Origin of the sequence: Saccharothrix sp. NPDC042600, assembly GCF_040647305.1 — a bacterium.
Taxonomy (GTDB): domain Bacteria; phylum Actinomycetota; class Actinomycetes; order Mycobacteriales; family Pseudonocardiaceae; genus Actinosynnema; species Actinosynnema mutabilis.
On record NZ_JBEZBW010000138.1, the window covers coordinates 1 to 18,485 of the forward strand.

The following is an 18,485-nucleotide window of genomic DNA, read 5'->3' on the forward strand; positions in this document are numbered from 1 at the left end:
GGGCCGGCGGACCCGCCCCGCCCGCCCCGCACCCCCGCCGAGGGCCGTGGCGAACCCCACGACCGCACCCCGGAGCCACCCCGCGCGAACCGGGGCGACCCACCCCGCCGCGACCCACGCGCCGGCCACGACCTCCCGCCCCGCCGCCCCCAACCGGGCGACCCGCGCGGCGGCACCCCACGCGCTTCCGACCAGCGCGGCGGCGACCAGCGCGGCGGCACTTCCCGCAGCGCCGACGCCCGCGGCAACGACTCCCGCAGCGCAAGCGGCGATGAGGCCGGCCGGCGCGGCGCAGCCGGGCGCGACCCCAGCGGGCGCAGTGCGGCCAGCGGGCGCGAGGCAGGCGGGCGCGGCGAGAACAGCCGCAGCGCAGCCGGCCACGAGGCCCGCCGGCGCGGCGCAACTGAGCGCGACGCCGGCGAGCGCGGCGCAGCCGGGCGCGAGGCGGCCGGGCGCGAGGCCGGTGGACGTGGCGTGACCGGCCGCGGCGGCGACCCGCGCAGCACTCCCGGTCGCGGCGAAGCCCGGCCCGCCCGTGCGGGTGCCGAAGGCCGCCCCCCGCGTGCCGGTGACGCTGCCCGCACCACCGCCCGTGCGGGTGCCGAAGGTGTCGGCAGGCGGCCGAACGGGCCGGCGCGTGCCGAGGGCGCCCAAGCCGGAGCCCGTCCCCGTCCCACCCAGCGCCCGCCGGCCCGGCGCACCGCCCCCCGCCGCGAGCCGGTCAGGAGCGGGAACCTGGTCGGCCGCACGGTGGTCGCCTTCTTCTCCGTCGCCGTCCTCCTCGGCACCGGCTACGCGTGGGCGAACTTCCAGTCCCTGGCCAACAACCTCACCACCACCGACGTCATCGGCGCGGACGGCGGCGGCGAGCGGCCCGCGGACGGGTCCATCGACATCCTCATGGTCGGCATGGACGCCCGCACCGACGCCAAGGGCAACCCGCTCCCCCAGCACATCCTCGACGAGCTCCAGGCCGGCGACGAGAGCGCGGGCGGCCTGAACACCGACACGATCATCCTCATGCACATCCCGAACGACACCGGCAAGGCCGTCGCCGTGTCGTTCCCCCGCGACTCCTACGTGAAGATCGCCGGCGGCTACGGCCGGCACAAGATCAACTCCGCGTACGGCTACGGCAAGAACGACGCCGTCGCGGACCTGCAGAAGAAGGGCGTCACCGACCCGGCCCAGGTGGAGCAGGAGTCGAAGAAGGAAGGCGCCAAGAACCTCATCCAGACCGTCCAGGACCTCACCGGCGTCACCATCGACCACTACGCCGAGATCAACCTGGTCGGCTTCTACGACATCACCAAGGCCGTCGGCGGCGTGGACGTCTGCCTCAACCAGGCCACCGAGGACGACTACTCGGGCGCGAACTTCGCCAAGGGCCCGCAGACCATCCAGGGCCGCGACGCGCTCGCGTTCGTCCGCCAGCGCTACGGCCTCCTGCGCGGCGACCTGGACCGGATCGTCCGCCAACAGGTGTTCATGGCGGGCCTGGCGAAGAAGATGCTGTCCGCGGGCACCCTGTCCGACCCGACCAAGCTGCGCGCCCTCATCGACGCGCTGACCAAGTCGATCGTGCTGGACAAGGGCTGGGACGTGCTGAAGTTCGCCACCCAGATGAAGGACCTGTCCGGCGGCAACATCAAGTTCGAGACGATCCCGACCGGCAACCCGGAACTGGTCACGCCCGAGGACGGCACGGCCATCGAGATCAACGAGTCCGAGGTCAAGCGGTTCTTCAAGAACCTGGGCAAGGAGCCCACCGGCACGTCCACCACGCCGAGCGTGGACCCGTCCACGGTCACCGTCGAGGTCCGCAACGCCTCGGGCTCGGGCGGCCTGGCGGGCCGGGTGCTGGACGCGCTGGTGGCGAAGAGGTTCGTCTCCGGCGGCGCGGCCAACGCCGACACCCCGATGGCGAAGTCCGTGGTGCGCTACGGGCAGGGCGGCGAGGCGGGCGCGCAGGCCGTCGCCGACGCCCTGGGCGGGCTCGACATCGAGCAGGACGACGACATCCCGGTGGGCCGGGCGCGGGTGTTCGTCGGCAGCGACTACTCCGGTCCCGGCACGCAGAACCTCGCCGGCGCGCCGCTGGTCGGCCTCGACGGGGCGCGGCGGGCCCAGCCCGGCACCAGCACCACCGAGGAGCCGCCGATCACGGCCGACGGGGTGCGCTGCGTCAACTGAGTCCGAACGCGAGGGGTAGGCATGGGGGCGTTCATCCGGCGGATCCGCTGGAAGCGGGTGCTGGTGGTGGTGGCGTTGGCGGCGGTGCTGGCGTCCGTGCCGCTGGTGTGGGTGCGGGTGTCCAGCGCGCCCTACCGGCACGCGGCGGCGGACGTCCCGGAGACGCCCGTCGCCCTGGTGCTCGGCGCCGGGCTGCGCGGCGGGCGGCCGACGCCGTTCCTGGCCGGCCGCCTGGACGTCGCCGCGGACCTGTACCGGGCGGGCAAGGTCAAGGTGGTGCTGGTCAGCGGCGACAACAGCCGCAAGGACTACGACGAGCCCACCGCGATGCGCGACTACCTGGTGGCCAAGGGCGTCCCGGCGGACCTGGTCGTGGCGGACTACGCGGGCCTGGACACGTGGGACTCGTGCACGCGGGCCAAGCGCATCTTCGGCGTCACCAGGCTGACCGTCGTGACGCAGGAGTTCCACCTGCCGCGCGCGGTCGCGCTGTGCCGGTCGGCCGGGCTGGAGGCGTTCGGCGTGGGCCACGACACGTCCCGCCAGTGGGCGTCCACCACCGCGTACGGGCACTTCCGCGAGGCGTTCGCGAGCGGCAAGGCGATGTGGGACGGGCTCGTGGCCAAGCCGGACCCGCGGTTCCTCGGACCGCTGGAAACCGGCGTGACCAGCGCACTTGAGCGCTGAAGAACTACTGAGAGTACTACTCGGTTCGCCCGATCGGGGGATAATCCGGGCAAGTCGCGTAAGCGGACGTGGGGTCGCGCTTTCCATTCGCGTGGGGTCTGTCGGGGCCCCCGCGGACATGGAGGACTTGACGGTGCAGATCGACACAGCGGCGTACCAGCGCGTGCTCGGTGATGAGCTCCGCAGTCTTCGCAAGCAGCGCGGCTGGACCCGCAAGGAGCTCAACCGCAGGCTGCAGAGCGACATCTCGCTGCAGACCCTCGCCACCTACGAGCTGGGCACCCGGCAGTGCTCGGTCGTGCGGCTGGTGGAGATCTGCGTCGCGCTCGGCGTGCCCGCGCACCACGTCCTGGCCCGCGTGCACGACCGCGTGTTCGGCGACGCCCCCGCCGGGCACCTGGCGGTCAACCTGGCCGCCGTGGTCACCGACAACCGCCCCCAGCTGCTGCCGCTGCGCCGCTGGGCCCAGGGGCGGCTGCACCAGCTGACGCCCGGCCAGTCCCCGGAGGTCCACCTGGACCTGCCGGCGCTGGAGTACATGGCCCAGTTGTGCCAGCTCAGCACGGTGGACCTGATCAGGACCCTGCGGGAGCTGGACGGCCGGCGGCCCCGGTAGCATCGGCGGCAACCCTCCTCACCCCACCGACGCGGGAAGTCGCTTGCCGAACACTCCTGGTGCAGACCCAGCCCGCCTGCCGCTGCGCACCGCGGCGGCCGTGCGACTGGGCAACATGAGCTCGAAGCTGTCGCAGAAGATGGGCCTGGGCGCGGGCGGCATGATCGGTGGCCGCGTGGCGCTCAAGCTCGACCCGCAGGCGCTGGCGCACCTGACCGCCGGCCGCCGGGTCGCGCTGGTCACGGGCACCAACGGCAAGACGACGAGCACGATGATGCTCGCGCGCGCCGTCTCCGCCCTGGGCCAGGTCGCCACCAACCACGGCGGCGCGAACATGCCCGACGGCCACGTCACGGCGCTGTCCAAGCAGCCGGACGCGCCGTTCGCCGTGCTGGAGGTGGACGAGGGGTACTTCCCCGAGGTCTGCCGCGCCAGCACGCCGGCGGTCGCCGTGCTGCTGAACCTCTCGCGCGACCAGCTCGACCGGGTCGGCGAGGTCCGCACCATCGAGAGGTCGCTGCGCACGGCGCTGGCCGGCGTGCCCGGCGTGGTCGTGGCCAACTGCGACGACATCATGGTGACCTCCGCGGCCCGCGACGCGCGCGAGGTCGTCTGGGTGGCGACCGGCACGGGCTGGCACAACGACGCGGCGTCCTGCCCGCGCTGCGGCGACCCGATCCGCTGGGAGGGCGAGCACTGGCACTGCACCGGCTGCGACCTGGCCCGGCCCAAGCCGGACTGGGTGACCGGGGACGGCCACCTGGTGACGCCGACCGGCGAGAAGCTCGACCTGGCGCTGCGGCTGCCGGGCAAGTTCAACGCGGCCAACGCGGTGATGGCGACGGCGGCGGCGTTCGCGCTGGGCGTTCCGGTGGCCGAGGCCGTCGAGCGGCTGCGCGCGGTGTCCAACGTGGCCGGCCGGTACCGGACGATCCAGCGCAGCGGCCACCGGGCGCGGCTGCTGCTGTCGAAGAACCCGGCGGGCTGGAGCGAGACGCTCAACGTCGTGCGCGAGGCCGACCACCCGGCCGTGCTGGTGATCAACGCGCAGGAGGCCGACGGGCGCGACCTGTCGTGGCTGTGGGACGTGCCGTTCGAGCGGTTGCGCGGCCGGCAGGTCATCGCGGCCGGCGAGCGGGCGACCGACCTGGCCGTGCGCCTGACCTACGCGGAGGTCGAGCACACGATCGTGCCCGACCCGCTGAAGGCGATCGACGCGATGCCGCCGGGCGCGGTCGAGGTCATCGCCAACTACACCGCTTTCCGCGACCTGAACGCGAGGGCCGCCCAGTGAGTGCGTCCAAGGTTTCCATCGCCCTGGTGCTGCCGGACCTGCTCGGCACGTACGGCGACTTCGGCAACGCCGTGGTGCTGGAGAAGCGCATGGCGTGGCGCGGCATCCCGGCGGAGATCGTGACGATCCGGTTCGGCGAGCCGGTGCCGGACTCGTGCGACATCTACGTGGTGGGCGGCGGCGAGGACACGGCGCAGACGCTGGCCGTGCGGCACCTGCGCGAGCACCCGGGCATGCAGCGGGCGGCGGCGCGCGGCGCCGTGATCCTCGGGGTGTGCGCGGGCATCCAGATCTTCGGCGAGTCGTTCACGCGGGCCGACCAGGTGACGCACGCGGGTCTGGGCCTGATCGACTCGACGTCGCACGCGGGTGGCAGCCGGGCGATCGGTGAGGTCATCGCGACCCCGGCGGACGGCCTGTTCGAGGGCCTGCTGACCGGCTTCGAGAACCACCAGGGCCGCACGGTGCTGGGCCCGTCGGCGCGGCCGTTGGCGCACGTGAAGGTGGGGACGGGCAACGACGGCTCGGTGGAGGGCGCGGTGCAGGGGCGGATCCTGTGCACGTACCTGCACGGCCCGGTGCTGCCGCGCAACCCGGCTCTGGCGGACTTGCTGATCGAGTGGGCGACGGGCGCGAAACCCGCGCCGCTCGACCTGCCGGCCGTGACCCGGCTCCGCGCGGAACGCGCCAAGGCCGCCGGCGTCTGAGCCCCTGATCGGGTCGGGACGATCGCGCTGCTCCTCCGCACGGAACAGCGCGATCGTCCGACAAGCGCGAGCCGGCAGCCGCAGCCCGGCAGCCGCAGCCGGGCAGCCGCAGCCGGGCAGGATCAGGCGGGCACCCGGTCCCGGCGGGCGCGGGTCAGGGTGTAGTCCTCGGCTCGTACGGTCTTCGTGCGCATCCAGTAGCGCCACGTGAAGCCCGGCCACACGGTCCGGTTGACGCCCTGCGCGTCCAGGTACCAGCTCTTGCAGCCGCCCTCGGTCCACACGCCCTTCGTCAGCTTCCGCTGCAACTGCCGGTTGAACCTCGCCTGCACGTCCGGCCGCACGTCCAGTTCGTCCGCGTGGTGGCGGTCCAGCAGTTCCAGGCACTGGCGGACGTAGCGGATCTGGGACTCGATCATGAAGACGACCGAGTTGTGGCCCAGGCCGGTGTTCGGGCCGAGCAGGAAGAACAGGTTCGGGAAGCCCGAGACGGTGATGCCGTAGTAGGTCTCGATCCCCTTCTCCCGCCACTGCTTGGCCAGGTCCACCCCGCCCTTGCCCTGGATGTCCAGGTAGTCGAAGCTGTCCACCACGTGGAACCCGGTGCCGTAGATGATCGTGTCGACCTCGTGCTCCACGCCCGCCCGGTCCACGATGCTGTGCGCCCGCACCTCCGCGATGCCCTCCGTGGTCAGGTCCACGTTCGGCTTGGACAGCGCCGGGTAGTAGTCGTTGGAGATCAGCACCCGCTTGCAGCCCATCGTGTAGTCCGGCGTGAGCTTCGCCCGCAGCTCGCGGTCGGGCACCTGGGAGCGCATGTGGCGCTTGGCGATGTTCTGCGCGAACTCCATGATCTTCGGGTTCACCGCGAACCCCAGGGCGCTGGACTCGCGCGTCCAGTACACGAAGTTCCGGTACAGCCGCTGCGCGCCGGGCACGGCCCGGAAGACCCGCTGCTCCCACGACCGGATCGAGCGGTCCATCTTGGGCATGATCCACGGCGGCGTGCGCTGGAAGATCGTCATGTGCTCGACGTCGTCGGCGATGCGGGGCACGAACTGGATGGCCGACGCGCCCGTGCCCACCACGGCGACCCGCTTGCCGCGCAGGTCGTGGTCGTGGTCCCACTCGGCGGAGTGGAAGGCCTTGCCCTGGAAGTTCTCGATGCCCGGCAGCGCCGGGACGTTCGGGATGTGCAGCGCGCCGACGCCGGCGACGACCGCCTTGGCGGTGTAGGTGTCGCCCTGCTCGGTCGCGACGTGCCAGACCTTGGCGTCCTCGTCCCACCGCGCGCCGGAGACCTTGGTGTCGAAGCGGATGTGCTCGCGCAGCCGGTACTTGTCGGCCACCTGCTTGAGGTACGCCCAGATCTCCGGCTGGCGCGCGAACATCCGCGACCACTTCGGGTTCAGCTCGAACGAGTACGAGTACATGTGCGACGGGACGTCGCACGCGCAGCCGGGGTAGGAGTTGTCCCGCCAGGTGCCACCCAGGTCGCTCGCCTTTTCGAGCACGACGAAATCGTGCTCGCCGGTCCGCTTCAGCTCGATCGCCATGCCCAGGCCGGAAAAGCCCGTGCCCACGACCAGGACCTTGACCTCTCGGTGCATCCCGACCTCCTCGTCCGGCTACATACTCCTCAGTAGGTTACTCGAAGTAAGTTACCTCCGGTAGTCTCCAGTTCGTGACCACCACGGAGGAGCCGCGCCGCAAGCGGATGCCCAAGGCGCAGCGCAAGGCGCAGATGCTCGACATCGCCGAGCAGGTCTTCGCCGAACGCGGCTACCTCGCGGCGTCCATGGACGAGATCGCGGAACGCGTGGGCGTGTCCAAGCCGATGCTCTACGAGTACTTCGGCTCCAAGGAGGGCCTGCTCATCGGGTGCATCCACCGGGCGCGCACGGAGCTGCTCGACCGCACCCAGCAGGCGATCTCCGGGGCGACGACACCGGAGGAGGTCCTGCGGCTGGGCCTGCTCGCGTTCTTCGAGTTCATCGGCGAGCACAAGCAGGCGTGGGCGTTGCTGCGGCAGGAGGCGGCGGTGACCGTGCCGTCGGCCGTGGAGGAGATCGAGGGCATCCGGCGGCAGCAGACGGACCTCATCGCGGCGGTGATCGGCAGCTTCGACACCGACATCGACGTGGTCGAGGCGGAGGCGTTCGCGGAGATCGTGGTCGGCTCGACCGAGCGCCTCGCGCTGTGGTGCGAGCGCCGGCCCGAGGTGGGGCCCGCGCTCGCCACCACCTACGTCATGGAGGTCGTCTGGCGGGGCGTGGCCAACCGGATCACGGGGTGAGCACGACCTTCAACGCGCTGCGGTCGTCCATCGACCGGTAGCCGTCGGCGACCTCGTCCAGCGGGAGCGTCCGGTCGAACACCGGCGCCGGGTCGAGCCGTCCGGCCAGCACGTCCGCCATCAGCTCGGGCAGGTAGTTGCGGACCGGCGCGAGGCCGCCCGCGATGCCGATGTTGCGCGGGAACAGCTTGCCGGTGGGCAGGTTCGGGGCCTGGTGCGGGACGCCGACGTAGCCGATCCGGCCGCCGTCGCGGACCAGGCCGATCGCGGTCGTCCAGGACTCCTCGGTGCCCACGCACTCCAGGACGACGGGCGCGCCCAGCCCGCCGGTCAGCTCCCGCACCCGGGCCACCGCCTCCTCGCCGCGCTCGGGCACCTGGTCGGTCGCGCCGAACAGCCGGGCCACCTTGGCGCGGTCCTCGTGCCGACCCAGCGAGATGATCCGCTCGGCGCCCAGCCGCTTGGCCGCGAGGACGCCGCACAGCCCCACCGCGCCGTCGCCGACGACCGCGACCGTCGCACCGGGCGCGGCGCCGGCCGAGACCGCCGCGTGGTGGCCGGTGCCCATGACGTCGGACAGCGCGAGCAGCGCGGGCAGCAGGGCGGTGTCAACACCTTCGGGGACCCGTACCAACGTGCCGTCGGCGAACGGGACGCGCACCGCCTCGCCCTGCCCGCCGTCGGACGTGCCGGAGCCCCAGAAGCCGCCGTCGCGGCACGACGTCGGCAGGCCCTGCACGCAGTACGCGCAGGTCCCGTCGCTCCACACGAACGGCGCGATGACGCGGTCGCCGGGCTTGACGGAGGTGACCTCCGGGCCGACCTCGACCACCTCGCCGACGAACTCGTGCCCGATCCGCTGGCCCGGCACGCGCTTGGCGACCCCGCGGTAGGCCCACAGGTCGCTGCCGCAGATGCACGCCAGCTCGACCTTGACCACGGCGTCGTGCGGGTCGCGCACGGCGGCGTCCGGCACCTCCTCGACGCGGATGTCCTTGGGTCCGTGGATGGTCGTCGCCCGCACGGGGCCTCCTCGCGGCGTAGCAGGGGTCGGGGTGCGGCCATCCTCGCAAGGTGGGCGGCGTTTCGTCAGTACGGTTTTCACCGCCCCCACGGGCGCGTGCGGGGACCCGGCGGGACCGGCCGGGGGTGGGACCGGCCCCACCGGGTCGTGGGGGGTGTGGCTGGTCGGGCCGCGTCAGGCGCGACGGCGGCGGGTCACGAGCAGGGCCAGGGCGCCGGCGCCGACGCTGAGCAGGCCGAGCAGGACCATCCAGGACGCGTTCGCGCCCGTGTAGGCCAGGGCCTGGTCGAGCACCGCGGCCACCGGGTTCTTCGGGCTGCCCAGCGCACCGGCGGCCGGCGTCTGGGTGGACGTCGAGGTGCTGGTGTGGGTGCCCGTGGAGGTCGATGTCGAGGTCGACGTGGACGTGGACGTGGACGTCGAGGTGGAGGTCGAGGTGGACGTCGTCGTCGGCACCGTCGTGGTGGTGGTCGGCGGGTTGGTCTCGGTGCAGCCCGTGTGCGCGGGGTTGCTGCGGCCCACGCCCGCGTTGCGGTCGCACTCGTAGCCGGCGTTGCCGTCGGAACCGCCGGGCAGCTGTCCGGGCGGGTTCTTGTTGTCGGCGTTGCCCACGCAGCCGGCGCACGGCTGGCCGACCTGCTGACCGTCACCGTTGCCGTTCTGGGACGGCGAGCCGTCGCGCGTCGAGTCGTACGGGCCGTGCGTGTTCGCGCCGTGGTCGGTGAAGTCCGCGTTGGACGGCGGTTGCGGCGCGTTGGTGTCCTCCGCCGGGGGCTGACCCTGCGCGGCGGCCTGGCCGTGGCCCTGGCCCTGCCCCTGGCCGTGCTCCTGCGACTGTCCGGGTGGGACGAAGCCGGGATCGGTGCCGTTGCCGTTGCCCGGGTCTGCGGTGGCCGCGACGGGAGCGAAGAACAGCCCGACGGCGGCCGTGGCGGCTATCAGCAATCTTCGGGACATAGCGTCCTCCTGGACCAGGATGGTTAATCCATACGGGGTATCGCCTTGCCTCTGACTGTGTTACCCGTCACTCCACGAGGTCATGCTTCACCTCACCGAGCGACACCAGGCAGACACGGTCGGTTCACGCCGGCAGGCCCCACCGCGGTCCGGGAGTCGAGATCGGGACGGGCGCGATCGTCAGGTCGGGTGTGCCGCCCGCGGGGTGCACCAGGACCTCACCGCCGCGCGGCAGGTCCACGTCGAGGGTGCCGTCGCCCCGGTCGCGGTGCGGCACGGGAGCGCCGGCCGGCGTGCGCACGGTGACCGCGCCCGCGATGCCGTGCCGCAGCGCCAACGGCTCCCCCGCCAGGCTCCGGACCAGCACGAACCGGGTCCGCCCGCCCCGCCGGGCCGCCGTCACCTCGAACGCGCCCTCGGCGAGGTGTCGGTCCAGGACGACGTCCGCCCACGCGCTCGGCACCGCCGGGAACACCCGCACGACCCCGCCCCAGCTCTGCAGCACCATGTCGTGCAGGGTCTGCGCCGCCGACAGCGGCGTCTCGACGACCGGCCCCGCCTCGCCGTACATGGTGTTCTCCAGCACCGGGTAGCGCGTGGTGGTGTCGAACATCTTCACCAGGTACGCCAGCGCCTCGTCACCGCGGAACATGCGCGCGGCGATCGACCCGGAGCCCGAGTAGCTGTAGCCGCGGTGCGAGCCTTCGAGGGACATCCAGTGCCGCAACGACTTCTCGATCAACGCGCGGTTCTCCGGCTGCTCCCAGTTCACCGTGGCGAGCGGGAACACGGCGAGCATGTGCGAGTAGTGCCGGTGCGACTTGGCGAACGGGACACCCGTGCCGACCATGAAACCGTTGGCGTCCACCGGGTACGGCACGAGCGTGTCCAGGACTTCCCGCCACCGCTTGGCCAGCGGGTCGTCGATGCGCAACACGCGCGCCGAGTCGAGCAGGGTCTGGCACGCCCACCGCAGCAACTGGAGGTCGTAGTTGCAGTCGGGCGCGTTGCCGTACTCGGGTGACGTGGTCGCGGGCAGGTGCAGGCGGCCGTCGTTGCCCTTGGTCAGGAAGCGCAGGTAGTAGTTGACCGCCCGGCGCAGCAACGGGAAGACGACGTCGGCGAGCAGTGTCCGGTCCATCGAGTGCCGGTAGCTCAGCCACACGTTGTGCAGCGCCCAGGTGAGGTTGCCCAGCTCGATGGTGCCGGTGCCGCCGGGTTCGCCGAGCGTGCCGGTGTTGGACGTGTGCCGGTCGGTGCTGCGGCCGACGCCCGCGCAGTCGTCGCGGTACTGGGTCTTCACGTTGCGGACGAGCTGGGCGGCGTTGTCCTTCAGCGTGGTCGCGACGGCGTCCAGCTCCAGGTGGTTCGAGCCGTGGATGGGCCAGTACTCCAGTTGCACGTTGAGGTTCCACCACGCCGCGGCCCACGGCGTCGGCTCCAGCCACGGCCCGCAGGTCGCCATGACCGGTCCGCCCGCGCGGGTGCCGGCGGCGAGCTTGTAGAGCTGGATCCAGTAGAACGACTGGAGCCGCTGGTCCGGGATGGACAGGAAGCTGCGCTTGTAGAACGCGTGCCACCAGTCGCGGTGGCGTTGCTGGAAGTCCGCGCCGGGCAGGGCGGCGGCGGCGCGGACGCGGGCCAGCGCCGACGCCTCGGCCGTGGTGGCGGGGAAGCTGTGCGCGACCGACAGCAGCATTCGGCGCTTGCCGGTCGTCCCGATCACGCGGTAGGCGGTGGCGGTCTGGCCGCCGGCGCGCAACGCCTGCACCACCACCCGATCGCCGCCGGACGTCTTCGTCACCGGATCGGGGTTGAGCTCGTAGCCCGCCGGCGGGGTCTCGGTCGCGGCGCGCGGCGGGACCGCCTTCTCGGGCACGAACACCAGGTCGGCGCGCTCGTCGCCGGACGGGGTGACCGACAGGCCCAGCACGCCCTCGGTGACGATCGCGTGCAGGCGCAGCGCCCCGCGGTCGGTGGTGACGGTGCCGACCAGCTCGGCGTGCCACAGGTCGAGCCGCCAGTCCACCGCGCGGACCGTGCCGACCGGGGTGAGCAGGACGTGCCCGACGGGCAGCCGGGGCACGCCCCACGCGCTGCCGCCGGTCGTGCGGTGGTCCTGCACCTCGGCGTGCTGGACGGTGAACTTGATCCGGCCGCCGACCGCGTAGACCATGCTGCCCAGCCGGCCGTCGCCCAGGAACGGGCCCTGCGACCACTTCGCCGGCATCCGCCCCCACACCAGGTCCTGGCCCGCGAGGAAGTCCGCCCACTGCTCGTCGGTCATCGATACATCGGATGTCCCGGCCCGCGCTCCCGCGACCGGCAGCAGACCGGCGGTGACCGCCGCACCCGTGGCACCCAGAAAAACGCGCCTGTTCAGGCCCATGAGAACCCCTCCGCGGACGCCGACAACGGCGATCGGTGTGCGCGGCGGTAAGCCCGAAAGGTAGGAGGTGATCGGGGTCCGGCGCAAGGGGTGGACCGGAACGGACCGGGACGACACCGGACGTCACTCGTTGGAGGGACAGACCGCGTGATCGCGCCGGATTGCGGGTCAACTGGGCGGGAAGGACGGAGGTCGAGCCCATGCCCACGCTCCCCATCACCGCCAACTACCGGCGCCACGGCGACGACTGGGCGGTGACCGTGCGCACCGCCGACCGCGCGCTCGACGCCGTCGCGCCGGGCCTGATCGCCGCCCGCGTGCAGGCCGACCAGCTCGTCGACGAGATCTCCGGGGGCAACGAGGACCGGACCGTGGTGCACATGCTCGACGGCGACGCGTACGCGTTCTCCGTGGTGTACCTGCACACGCGGCACGGCCTGCCGCTGCACCACGACGCGAGCACCCCTCACGACCAGGCGATCGAGGCCTGAGGAGGGCCGCTCCCGCCTAGGATGTCCGGCCAAAGGCGAAGGGGAGCAGACATGGCCACACCGGTTTACAGCGGGGCGCCAAGATCTCCGCAGCGGGGCAGACCCCGGGACGCGAGCCGCGACGACGCGTTGCGGCAGGCCGCGCTGGAGGTGATGGCGGAGGTCGGCTACCGGGCGCTGACGATGGACGCCGTCGCCGCCCGCGCCCGGGCGGGCAAGGCGACCATCTACCGGCGGTGGGAGTCCAAGCTCGACCTGGTCATCGACACGTGCACGCACCTGGCGGCGCAGAACCTCGCCGAGCCGGACACCGGGTCGCTGCAGGGCGACCTGCGGGAGTTCCTGGCCTCGTTCGCGGCGTTCCTGTCCGGGCCGGTGGGCAAGGCGGCGCAGGCGCTGGTGGGCGAGCTGCCGCACGAGCCGGAGCTGGCGGCGGCGTTCCGCGAGACGTTCCTGATCGCGCAGCGCGACGTGCTGCGCCGCATCCTCGACCGCGCCGACGAGCGCGGCGAACTGCGCGCCGACGCCCCGCGCGGGATGGCCGTGGAGCTGGCCGGCGCGGCGCTGATCTACCGCCTGATGCTGACCGGCGACCCGCTGGACACGCCGTTCGTCGACCGGATGACCGAGCAGGTGCTACTGCCCCTCGTCGCCAAGGGGCAGTAGCCCGTCAGCGGAACAGCTTGCGCAGCAAGGCGAACCCGAGCAGCACGGCCACCGCGATCAGCGAGTACCGGACCTTGGGTTCGTCGAGCTTCGCGCGCACGCTGTCCTTGCCCGCCTCGACGAAGCGCTGGGGGTGGGCCCTCGTGCCCAGCTCGTCCAGGGTCGCGGCCAGCGCGTCGCGAGCCTGCTCGATCTCGCGCTGGATGGTGTCGGGGTCGCGAGCCACATCTCCTCCTAGCAGCGGTCTGCGCCCGTAACCGTAGTTGAGGCGCGGGAACGCCGTTGACCGGTGTCGTCACGGGTGGTTTTATAACGGTGTTTCCGTTCAGTTGGAGGAGCACCATGTCGGCCATCCGCCTGTCCCCCGCGTCCCGCCGCCTGGCCGGGGTGCTGTTGCTGAGCCTGGTCGGCGTCGAGTTCGGCGGCCGGTTCCTGACCACGGTCGTGCAGGGCGAGGTGGCGCTGACCGGGTTCCAGCAGGCGTTCTTCCGCGCCGGGCACGCCCACGCCGGCGTCCTGCTCGTGCTCGGACTGGTGTGCCTGCTCTACGCGGACGTGGCGAACCTGCGCGGCGCGCTGGGCTGGGTGACCCGGCTGGGCGTCCCGGGGGCGGCGATCCTCATGCCCGCGGGGTTCTTCTTCTCCGCGATGGGCGAAGGTGCGACCAGGGCCAACGGCCTGATCGTGCTGCTCTACCTCGGCGGGCTGAGCCTGGCGGCCGGAGTGGTGTCCCTCGGCATCGGTCTGCTTCGCCCGGCGGATAGGCTTGCGACCACGGGGTCGTAGCCCAATTGGCAGAGGCACACGGTTTAGGTCCGTGCCAGTGAGAGTTCGAGTCTCTCCGGCCCCACCGCGGCGGCGACCGGTGCTCCGGTCGCCGCCGTCCGCTTCACCGGTCCAGGGCGACCAGCGGCAGGGTGAGCAGGGCCAGGGCCGCGCCGATCCAGGACACCGCCGGCACCGGGGCGCCGCCGGCGAGAACCAGGGCGGCGAGCGCCGGGGTCAGGCTGATGCCCAGTTGGAACGCCGACACCGTGGTGGCGCCCGCCAGGGTCGGGGCGTCGGCGGCGATGGTGAAGACGCGCCCGTAGAGGGCCGGGTTGAGGACGAACGCCGCGACGCCCAGCAGGAACACGGCCGGCACGACGACCCAAGCCCGGTCCGGGACCGCGGCCAGCACCACCGACAGGGCCGCGATCCCAACCACTCCCACCGCCAGCGCGCGGTGCGGCCGCCGGTCGGCGACGCGCCCGCCGATCGACAGGCCCGCGAACGCGCCGACGCCGAACAACGCGAGCACCGCAGGCACCCAGGCCCCGGGCACGCGGGTGACGTCGGCGAGGACCGCGGACAGGTAGTTGAACGTGATCATGTACGCGGCGGTGCTGAGGATCGTGACGGCGTAGACGTTCCACAGCCGCGGTTCGCGCATGGTCACCAGTTCGCGCGCCACGCTCGGCCGCTCCGCCGGACCGGTCTCGGGCAGCCCCAGCGCGCACGCCACCGCGCCGGCCGCGGTCAGGGCGACCACGCCCCAGAAACCGCCGGTCCACGACGTGAAGTGGCCCAGCAGCGTGCCGGCGGGGCCGCCGACGACCATCGCCAGGCTCAGCCCGCTGACCACCACACCGGACGCGCGGGCGGTGCGGTCCGCGGTGACCAGGCTGATCGCGGTCACGGCGGCGACCGCGAAGTACCCGGCGTAGGCCAGGCCGGAGACGAACCGGGTGACCAGCAGGACCCGGTAGTCGCCGACGAGACCGATCGCCACCGCGGCGGCGAACACGGCCTGGGTGGTCACCAGGGTCGCGCGGCGCGGCCAGCGCAGGGAGAGCACCGCGAACGGCGGTCCACCGAGGACCACGCCGAGGGCGAACGCGGTGATCAGGCCGCCGGCGGTGGCCAGCGGGACGTCGAGGTCGGCGGCGACCCGGGGCAGGACGCCGGCCATCAGGAACTCGGCGCTGCCCATCGCGAACAGGCCGGCCGAAAGCAGGTACACCCCGGTCGGGAGCCGGGTCGGTTGGAAGGTCCGCACGGGTCCCACGATCGGGACGTTCATGCGCTTTCGGCAAACTTCTTTGCCGAAACCGGGAAAGCGGTGGTGGGCTGGGCGGCGTGCAGGACCAACCGACCGTCGCCGCCGCCCTCGACCGGATCGCGCCCCGACTGCGCCGCGCCCGCACCCGCAAGGGCGTGACCCTGGCCGGGCTCGCCCGCGCCACCGGCATCTCCACCAGCACCCTGTCCCGCCTGGAGTCCGGGCAGCGCAGGCCGAGCCTCGAACTGCTGCTGCCGATCACCGCCGCCCTCGGCGTGCGCCTGGACGACATCGTGTCCGCGCCCCGGATCGTGGACCCGCCGCCGGCCCCGCCGGGGGACGGCCGGGTGCTCGTCCCGCTCACCCGCCACCAGGGCGAGCCGCGCGCCTACAAGATGACGATCCCGGCGGGGGACGACGAACCGAGGCCGCGCACCCACCCCGGCCACGAGTGGCTCTACGTGCTGCACGGCAGGCTCCGGCTCGTGCTGGGCTCGCTGGACGTCGAACTGGGCCCCGGCGAGGCCGCCGAGTTCGACTGCCGGACCCCGCACTGGTTCGGCGCGGCCGGGCGCGGGAGCGTCGAGGTGCTCAGCCTGTTCGGGCGGCGCGCGGTGCGCGTGCGGGCGCGCTCCGGGGGTCAGTAGCGGGCGGCGTAGTGGGTCGGGGGTTCGCCGAACATCTCGCGGAAGTCGCGGACGAAGTGCGCCTGGTCGGCGTAGCCCAGTTCGGCGGCGAGCGCGGCCCAGTCGACGGCGACGCCCGCGGCCAGCCGCTCGGTCACCTCGTGCAGGCGGTAGCGGCGGATCACCCACTTCGGCGGCACGCCGACGTGCTCGGCGAACAGGCGCTGGAGCCGCCGGACGCCGGTGCCCAGGTCGGCGGCCAGGGCGTCCACCCGCGTGATGCCGGGTTCGGCGGCGATCCGGGCGACCACGGCCACCGCCTCCTCCGCCCCGGGGTCCGGCGGCGGCAGGTGGGCGCGCAGGAGGCGTTCGACGTCCTCGACGCCCGGGTCGGTCGGGAGGTCCGGGCCGAACACCTCGGCGGCGTCGATCGACCGGTCGGTGATGGTCGAGACCGGCGCCCGCAGGAACGGCCGGAACGCGCCCGGGTGGAACGCCACGCCCACCACGTGCCCCCGCCCGGCCAGGACCCTCACCTGGTGGCCGGTGGAGACGCCGTGCACGGCCGCGCGGCCGTCCTGGAAGGTCAGGTGGACGTTCGGGTAGGGGACGATCAACTGCCGGTAGGGCTCGGCGTAGTCCCAGGAGACGAGCCAGTGGCGGGCAACGTGCCGGGCCAGGTCCGGGGACGGCGCGGGGAAGGCGTGGCGCTGGTGGTGCTGCCATGCGCCGTTGAGCTCACGCACGTCCCTGGGCACGGTCCCGAGTCTATGTCGCGTTCTTTCAAGACAGCGCGGAGCCGCTTGGGGTTGGCTGCCGTCCATGTCGGACGCTCGGATGATGACCCGCGCAGCGGGGACGTTGCTGGAGATCGTGGACGGGGTGGGGCCGGACCAGTGGGGTTCCGCGACCCCGTGTTCGGAGTACGACGTGAAAGGGCTCGCGCACCACTTGCTGTTCTGGGGACCGTCGCTGGTCGGCGCGGGCCGGAAGGAGGCCGTGCCACCGCCCGCCGCCGCGGAGCCGGACGTCGAGCCGGTGGCGGACTGGCCGACGGCGCTGAAGGAGCACGTGGCGCGGACGGTCGAGGCGTGGAGCGAGCCGGACGCGTGGACCGGCGTCACGCACATGGGCGGCCCGATGGAGCTGCCCGCGGACCTGGTCGGGGGCATGGTGGTCGGCGAGTTCGTGGTCCACGGCTGGGACCTGGCCCGCGCGACCGGCCAGACCCCGGAGTGGGACGCGAAGTTGCTGGACTACCTGCTGGTCGAGGTCGAGAAGTCCGCGCGACAGGGCCGTGACATGGGCATCTACGGCCCGGAGGTCGAGGTGCCCGACACCGCGCCGACCCTGCACCGGGTGCTGGCCCTGACCGGCCGCGACCCTCACTGGGCCAGGTAGCGCAGCACTTCCAGCATCGACCGCGGGTCCACGGCGGAGGGGTCGTCCTCGACGCAGTCGGCCAGCCGCTTGAGGGTGGCCTCGCGGTCGAGGCCGGTGCCGATCAGGACCAGCTGGGTGCGGCGCGGGACGTCGCCCCACTGGTCCCGGGTGAAGCGCAGGAACGCGCCGACGGTGTGCAGGGTGAACCGCTGCCGGTGGCCGGGGACGTCGAAGCGCACGAACCCCTTGATGCGGTAGAGACCGGGCGGCCGGTCGTCCAGGAAGGCCATGAGGCGAGCGGGGTTGAGGGCGTCGGCGGTGAACTCGACGCTGTCGTAGTGGACGTGGACGTGCTCCTCGTCCAAGAGGTCCTCGAACGACAACTGCCCGTAACGCTCGCGCGGCTTGGGGTCGAACAGCAGAGCGGGGTCGATGCGCCCGTGCGAGACGGCGGTGACGGGGACGCCGGGTTTGAGCTGGTCGATCCGGTCGAGAAGCGCGGAGTGATCGCCGATCCGGTCGATCTTGTTGAGCACGACCAGATCGGCGACGCGCAGATGGCGTTCAAGGTCGCCGGGAAATTCCGCCGCATCGACCAAGAGCACCAAACCGCCGTAGGCGAGGTTCGGGTTCTCACTGGCCAACACCATGCGCGCCATGGCCTGCGGCTCAGCCAACCCGCTGGCCTCGATGACGATCACATCGACTCGGGAGTCGAGCTTGGCGAGCATCGAGTCCAACTCGGAGACGTCGATCGCACAACACAGACAGCCGTTGCTGAGGGAGACGGTGGAGTCAACCTGCCCGGCGACACTCATGGCGTCGATCCCGATGGCCCCGAAGTCGTTGACGATGACCCCGATCCGAGTACCACGAGCACCAGCAAGCAAATGATTGAGAAGCGTAGTCTTCCCCGCCCCGAGAAACCCAGCCACCACAACCACCGGGATCCGCCTCACCACCCAATCCTAGCCAGGCCCCCACCCGCGCCGCAGGCGCACTTCCCGAAGGGCTGCCAAGCACAGGAAGGGCCTCGGTTCGTTCCCCGTACGGCCTGGGCGCAGCCCAACCGCGCTTCTCCCTTCTTGGCAACCAGCTCTTCCGGTTGCCAAGAA

19 protein-coding genes, 1 tRNA gene and 1 pseudogene are annotated in these 18,485 nt (G+C 72.5%); 12 read left to right on the forward strand and 9 right to left on the reverse strand.

All coding sequences use genetic code 11. The features are described 5' to 3' along the window. Positions 1–654: pseudogene (locus AB0A74_RS39320) on the reverse strand (hypothetical protein); the annotation flags it as partial. Positions 655–750: 96 nt separating this feature from the next. On the opposite strand from AB0A74_RS39320, the gene AB0A74_RS39325 reads away from it, so the two are divergent. The 5 genes from AB0A74_RS39325 (at position 751) to AB0A74_RS39345 (ending at position 5,497) form a co-directional block, all read left to right on the forward strand. Continuing rightward, positions 751–2,193, forward strand: a complete 1,443-nt coding sequence (locus tag AB0A74_RS39325) for an LCP family protein (RefSeq protein WP_358257805.1) — start codon at positions 751–753, stop codon at positions 2,191–2,193. A gap of 21 nt (positions 2,194–2,214) precedes the next feature. After that, positions 2,215–2,880 (forward strand): ElyC/SanA/YdcF family protein, encoded by a 666-nt coding sequence (locus AB0A74_RS39330; protein ID WP_358257807.1) that lies wholly within the window; start codon positions 2,215–2,217, stop codon positions 2,878–2,880. Between the two features lie 133 nt (positions 2,881–3,013). Next, a complete protein-coding gene (locus AB0A74_RS39335) occupies positions 3,014–3,496 on the forward strand; it encodes a helix-turn-helix transcriptional regulator (protein ID WP_358257809.1) in 483 nt (160 codons plus the stop codon). A gap of 115 nt (positions 3,497–3,611) precedes the next feature. Then, positions 3,612–4,790 carry a MurT ligase domain-containing protein gene (locus AB0A74_RS39340; protein ID WP_358257811.1) on the forward strand — a complete coding sequence of 393 codons (1,179 nt, stop codon included), beginning with the start codon at positions 3,612–3,614 and terminating at the stop codon, positions 4,788–4,790. Next, entirely contained in the window at positions 4,787–5,497 is a 711-nt protein-coding gene (locus AB0A74_RS39345) for a glutamine amidotransferase (protein ID WP_358257813.1), read from the forward strand. Before AB0A74_RS39340 ends, AB0A74_RS39345 begins: the two co-directional genes overlap by 4 nt. A gap of 122 nt (positions 5,498–5,619) precedes the next feature. Here the strand turns inward: AB0A74_RS39345 and AB0A74_RS39350 are convergent, their stop codons facing one another. Further along, on the reverse strand, positions 5,620–7,107 hold the full coding sequence (locus AB0A74_RS39350) for an NAD(P)/FAD-dependent oxidoreductase (RefSeq protein WP_358257814.1): 1,488 nt from the start codon (positions 7,105–7,107) through the stop codon (positions 5,620–5,622). Positions 7,108–7,181: 74 nt separating this feature from the next. Between AB0A74_RS39350 and AB0A74_RS39355 the strand changes: the two genes are divergently transcribed. Next, a complete protein-coding gene (locus AB0A74_RS39355; RefSeq protein ID WP_358257816.1) occupies positions 7,182–7,793 on the forward strand; it encodes a TetR/AcrR family transcriptional regulator in 612 nt (203 codons plus the stop codon). Here the strand turns inward: AB0A74_RS39355 and AB0A74_RS39360 are convergent. From AB0A74_RS39360 to AB0A74_RS39370, 3 genes are all read right to left on the reverse strand, one after another. After that, complete coding sequence (locus AB0A74_RS39360) at positions 7,783–8,817, reverse strand: zinc-dependent alcohol dehydrogenase family protein (RefSeq protein WP_358257818.1); 1,035 nt, start codon at positions 8,815–8,817, stop codon at positions 7,783–7,785. The genes AB0A74_RS39355 and AB0A74_RS39360 overlap by 11 nt on opposite strands. A 174-nt stretch (positions 8,818–8,991) precedes the next feature. Next, positions 8,992–9,774 (reverse strand): LPXTG cell wall anchor domain-containing protein, encoded by a 783-nt coding sequence (locus AB0A74_RS39365; protein ID WP_358257820.1) that lies wholly within the window; start codon positions 9,772–9,774, stop codon positions 8,992–8,994. 124 nt (positions 9,775–9,898) lie between these two features. Beyond that, positions 9,899–12,061: a Tat pathway signal sequence domain protein gene (locus AB0A74_RS39370; RefSeq protein ID WP_358257822.1), complete on the reverse strand. Its 2,163-nt coding sequence runs from the start codon at positions 12,059–12,061 to the stop codon at positions 9,899–9,901. Between the two features lie 302 nt (positions 12,062–12,363). Here AB0A74_RS39370 and AB0A74_RS39375 point away from each other — a divergent pair, with 302 nt between their 5' ends. Next, positions 12,364–12,654 (forward strand): hypothetical protein, encoded by a 291-nt coding sequence (locus AB0A74_RS39375; protein WP_358257824.1) that lies wholly within the window; start codon positions 12,364–12,366, stop codon positions 12,652–12,654. A gap of 51 nt (positions 12,655–12,705) precedes the next feature. Beyond that, a complete protein-coding gene (locus AB0A74_RS39380; RefSeq protein ID WP_358257826.1) occupies positions 12,706–13,320 on the forward strand; it encodes a TetR/AcrR family transcriptional regulator in 615 nt (204 codons plus the stop codon). Positions 13,321–13,324: 4 nt separating this feature from the next. On the opposite strand, the gene AB0A74_RS39385 is transcribed toward AB0A74_RS39380, so the two are convergent. Next, positions 13,325–13,546 (reverse strand): DUF3618 domain-containing protein, encoded by a 222-nt coding sequence (locus AB0A74_RS39385; protein WP_343937768.1) that lies wholly within the window; start codon positions 13,544–13,546, stop codon positions 13,325–13,327. Between the two features lie 116 nt (positions 13,547–13,662). On the opposite strand from AB0A74_RS39385, the gene AB0A74_RS39390 reads away from it, so the two are divergent. Then, positions 13,663–14,106, forward strand: coding sequence for a hypothetical protein (locus AB0A74_RS39390; protein ID WP_358257828.1), 444 nt, complete (start codon positions 13,663–13,665; stop codon positions 14,104–14,106). Continuing rightward, positions 14,097–14,170, forward strand: a tRNA-Leu gene (locus tag AB0A74_RS39395). The genes AB0A74_RS39390 and AB0A74_RS39395 overlap by 10 nt, the downstream gene beginning before the upstream one ends. 39 nt (positions 14,171–14,209) lie before the next feature. Here the strand turns inward: AB0A74_RS39395 and AB0A74_RS39400 are convergent. Continuing rightward, on the reverse strand, positions 14,210–15,382 hold the full coding sequence (locus AB0A74_RS39400) for an MFS transporter (RefSeq protein WP_358257830.1): 1,173 nt from the start codon (positions 15,380–15,382) through the stop codon (positions 14,210–14,212). A 56-nt stretch (positions 15,383–15,438) separates the two neighbouring features. On the opposite strand from AB0A74_RS39400, the gene AB0A74_RS39405 reads away from it, so the two are divergent. Then, entirely contained in the window at positions 15,439–16,008 is a 570-nt protein-coding gene (locus tag AB0A74_RS39405; protein WP_358257832.1) for an XRE family transcriptional regulator, read from the forward strand. Here the strand turns inward: AB0A74_RS39405 and AB0A74_RS39410 are convergent. Then, positions 16,002–16,745 carry a helix-turn-helix domain-containing protein gene (locus tag AB0A74_RS39410; RefSeq protein WP_358257834.1) on the reverse strand — a complete coding sequence of 248 codons (744 nt, stop codon included), beginning with the start codon at positions 16,743–16,745 and terminating at the stop codon, positions 16,002–16,004. The genes AB0A74_RS39405 and AB0A74_RS39410 overlap by 7 nt on opposite strands. A 64-nt stretch (positions 16,746–16,809) precedes the next feature. Here AB0A74_RS39410 and AB0A74_RS39415 point away from each other — a divergent pair, with 64 nt between their 5' ends. Further along, complete coding sequence (locus AB0A74_RS39415) at positions 16,810–17,388, forward strand: TIGR03086 family metal-binding protein (protein WP_358257836.1); 579 nt, start codon at positions 16,810–16,812, stop codon at positions 17,386–17,388. Here the strand turns inward: AB0A74_RS39415 and AB0A74_RS39420 are convergent. After that, positions 17,373–18,329, reverse strand: a complete 957-nt coding sequence (locus AB0A74_RS39420; RefSeq protein WP_358257838.1) for a GTP-binding protein — start codon at positions 18,327–18,329, stop codon at positions 17,373–17,375. The genes AB0A74_RS39415 and AB0A74_RS39420 overlap by 16 nt on opposite strands. Between the last annotated feature and the right edge of the window lie 156 nt (positions 18,330–18,485).

Coding starts and splice junctions, on each gene's coding strand:
- AB0A74_RS39330 (WP_358257807.1), top strand. CDS start 2,215: ATGGGGGCGTTCATCCGGCGGATCCGCTGGAAGCGGGTGCTGGTGGTG.
- AB0A74_RS39340 (WP_358257811.1), top strand. CDS start 3,612: ATGAGCTCGAAGCTGTCGCAGAAGATGGGCCTGGGCGCGGGCGGCATG.
- AB0A74_RS39350 (WP_358257814.1), bottom strand. CDS start 7,107: ATGCACCGAGAGGTCAAGGTCCTGGTCGTGGGCACGGGCTTTTCCGGC.
- AB0A74_RS39365 (WP_358257820.1), bottom strand. CDS start 9,774: ATGTCCCGAAGATTGCTGATAGCCGCCACGGCCGCCGTCGGGCTGTTC.
- AB0A74_RS39370 (WP_358257822.1), bottom strand. CDS start 12,061: ATGACCGACGAGCAGTGGGCGGACTTCCTCGCGGGCCAGGACCTGGTG.
- AB0A74_RS39375 (WP_358257824.1), top strand. CDS start 12,364: ATGCCCACGCTCCCCATCACCGCCAACTACCGGCGCCACGGCGACGAC.
- AB0A74_RS39380 (WP_358257826.1), top strand. CDS start 12,706: ATGGCCACACCGGTTTACAGCGGGGCGCCAAGATCTCCGCAGCGGGGC.
- AB0A74_RS39390 (WP_358257828.1), top strand. CDS start 13,663: ATGTCGGCCATCCGCCTGTCCCCCGCGTCCCGCCGCCTGGCCGGGGTG.
- AB0A74_RS39400 (WP_358257830.1), bottom strand. CDS start 15,382: ATGAACGTCCCGATCGTGGGACCCGTGCGGACCTTCCAACCGACCCGG.
- AB0A74_RS39415 (WP_358257836.1), top strand. CDS start 16,810: ATGTCGGACGCTCGGATGATGACCCGCGCAGCGGGGACGTTGCTGGAG.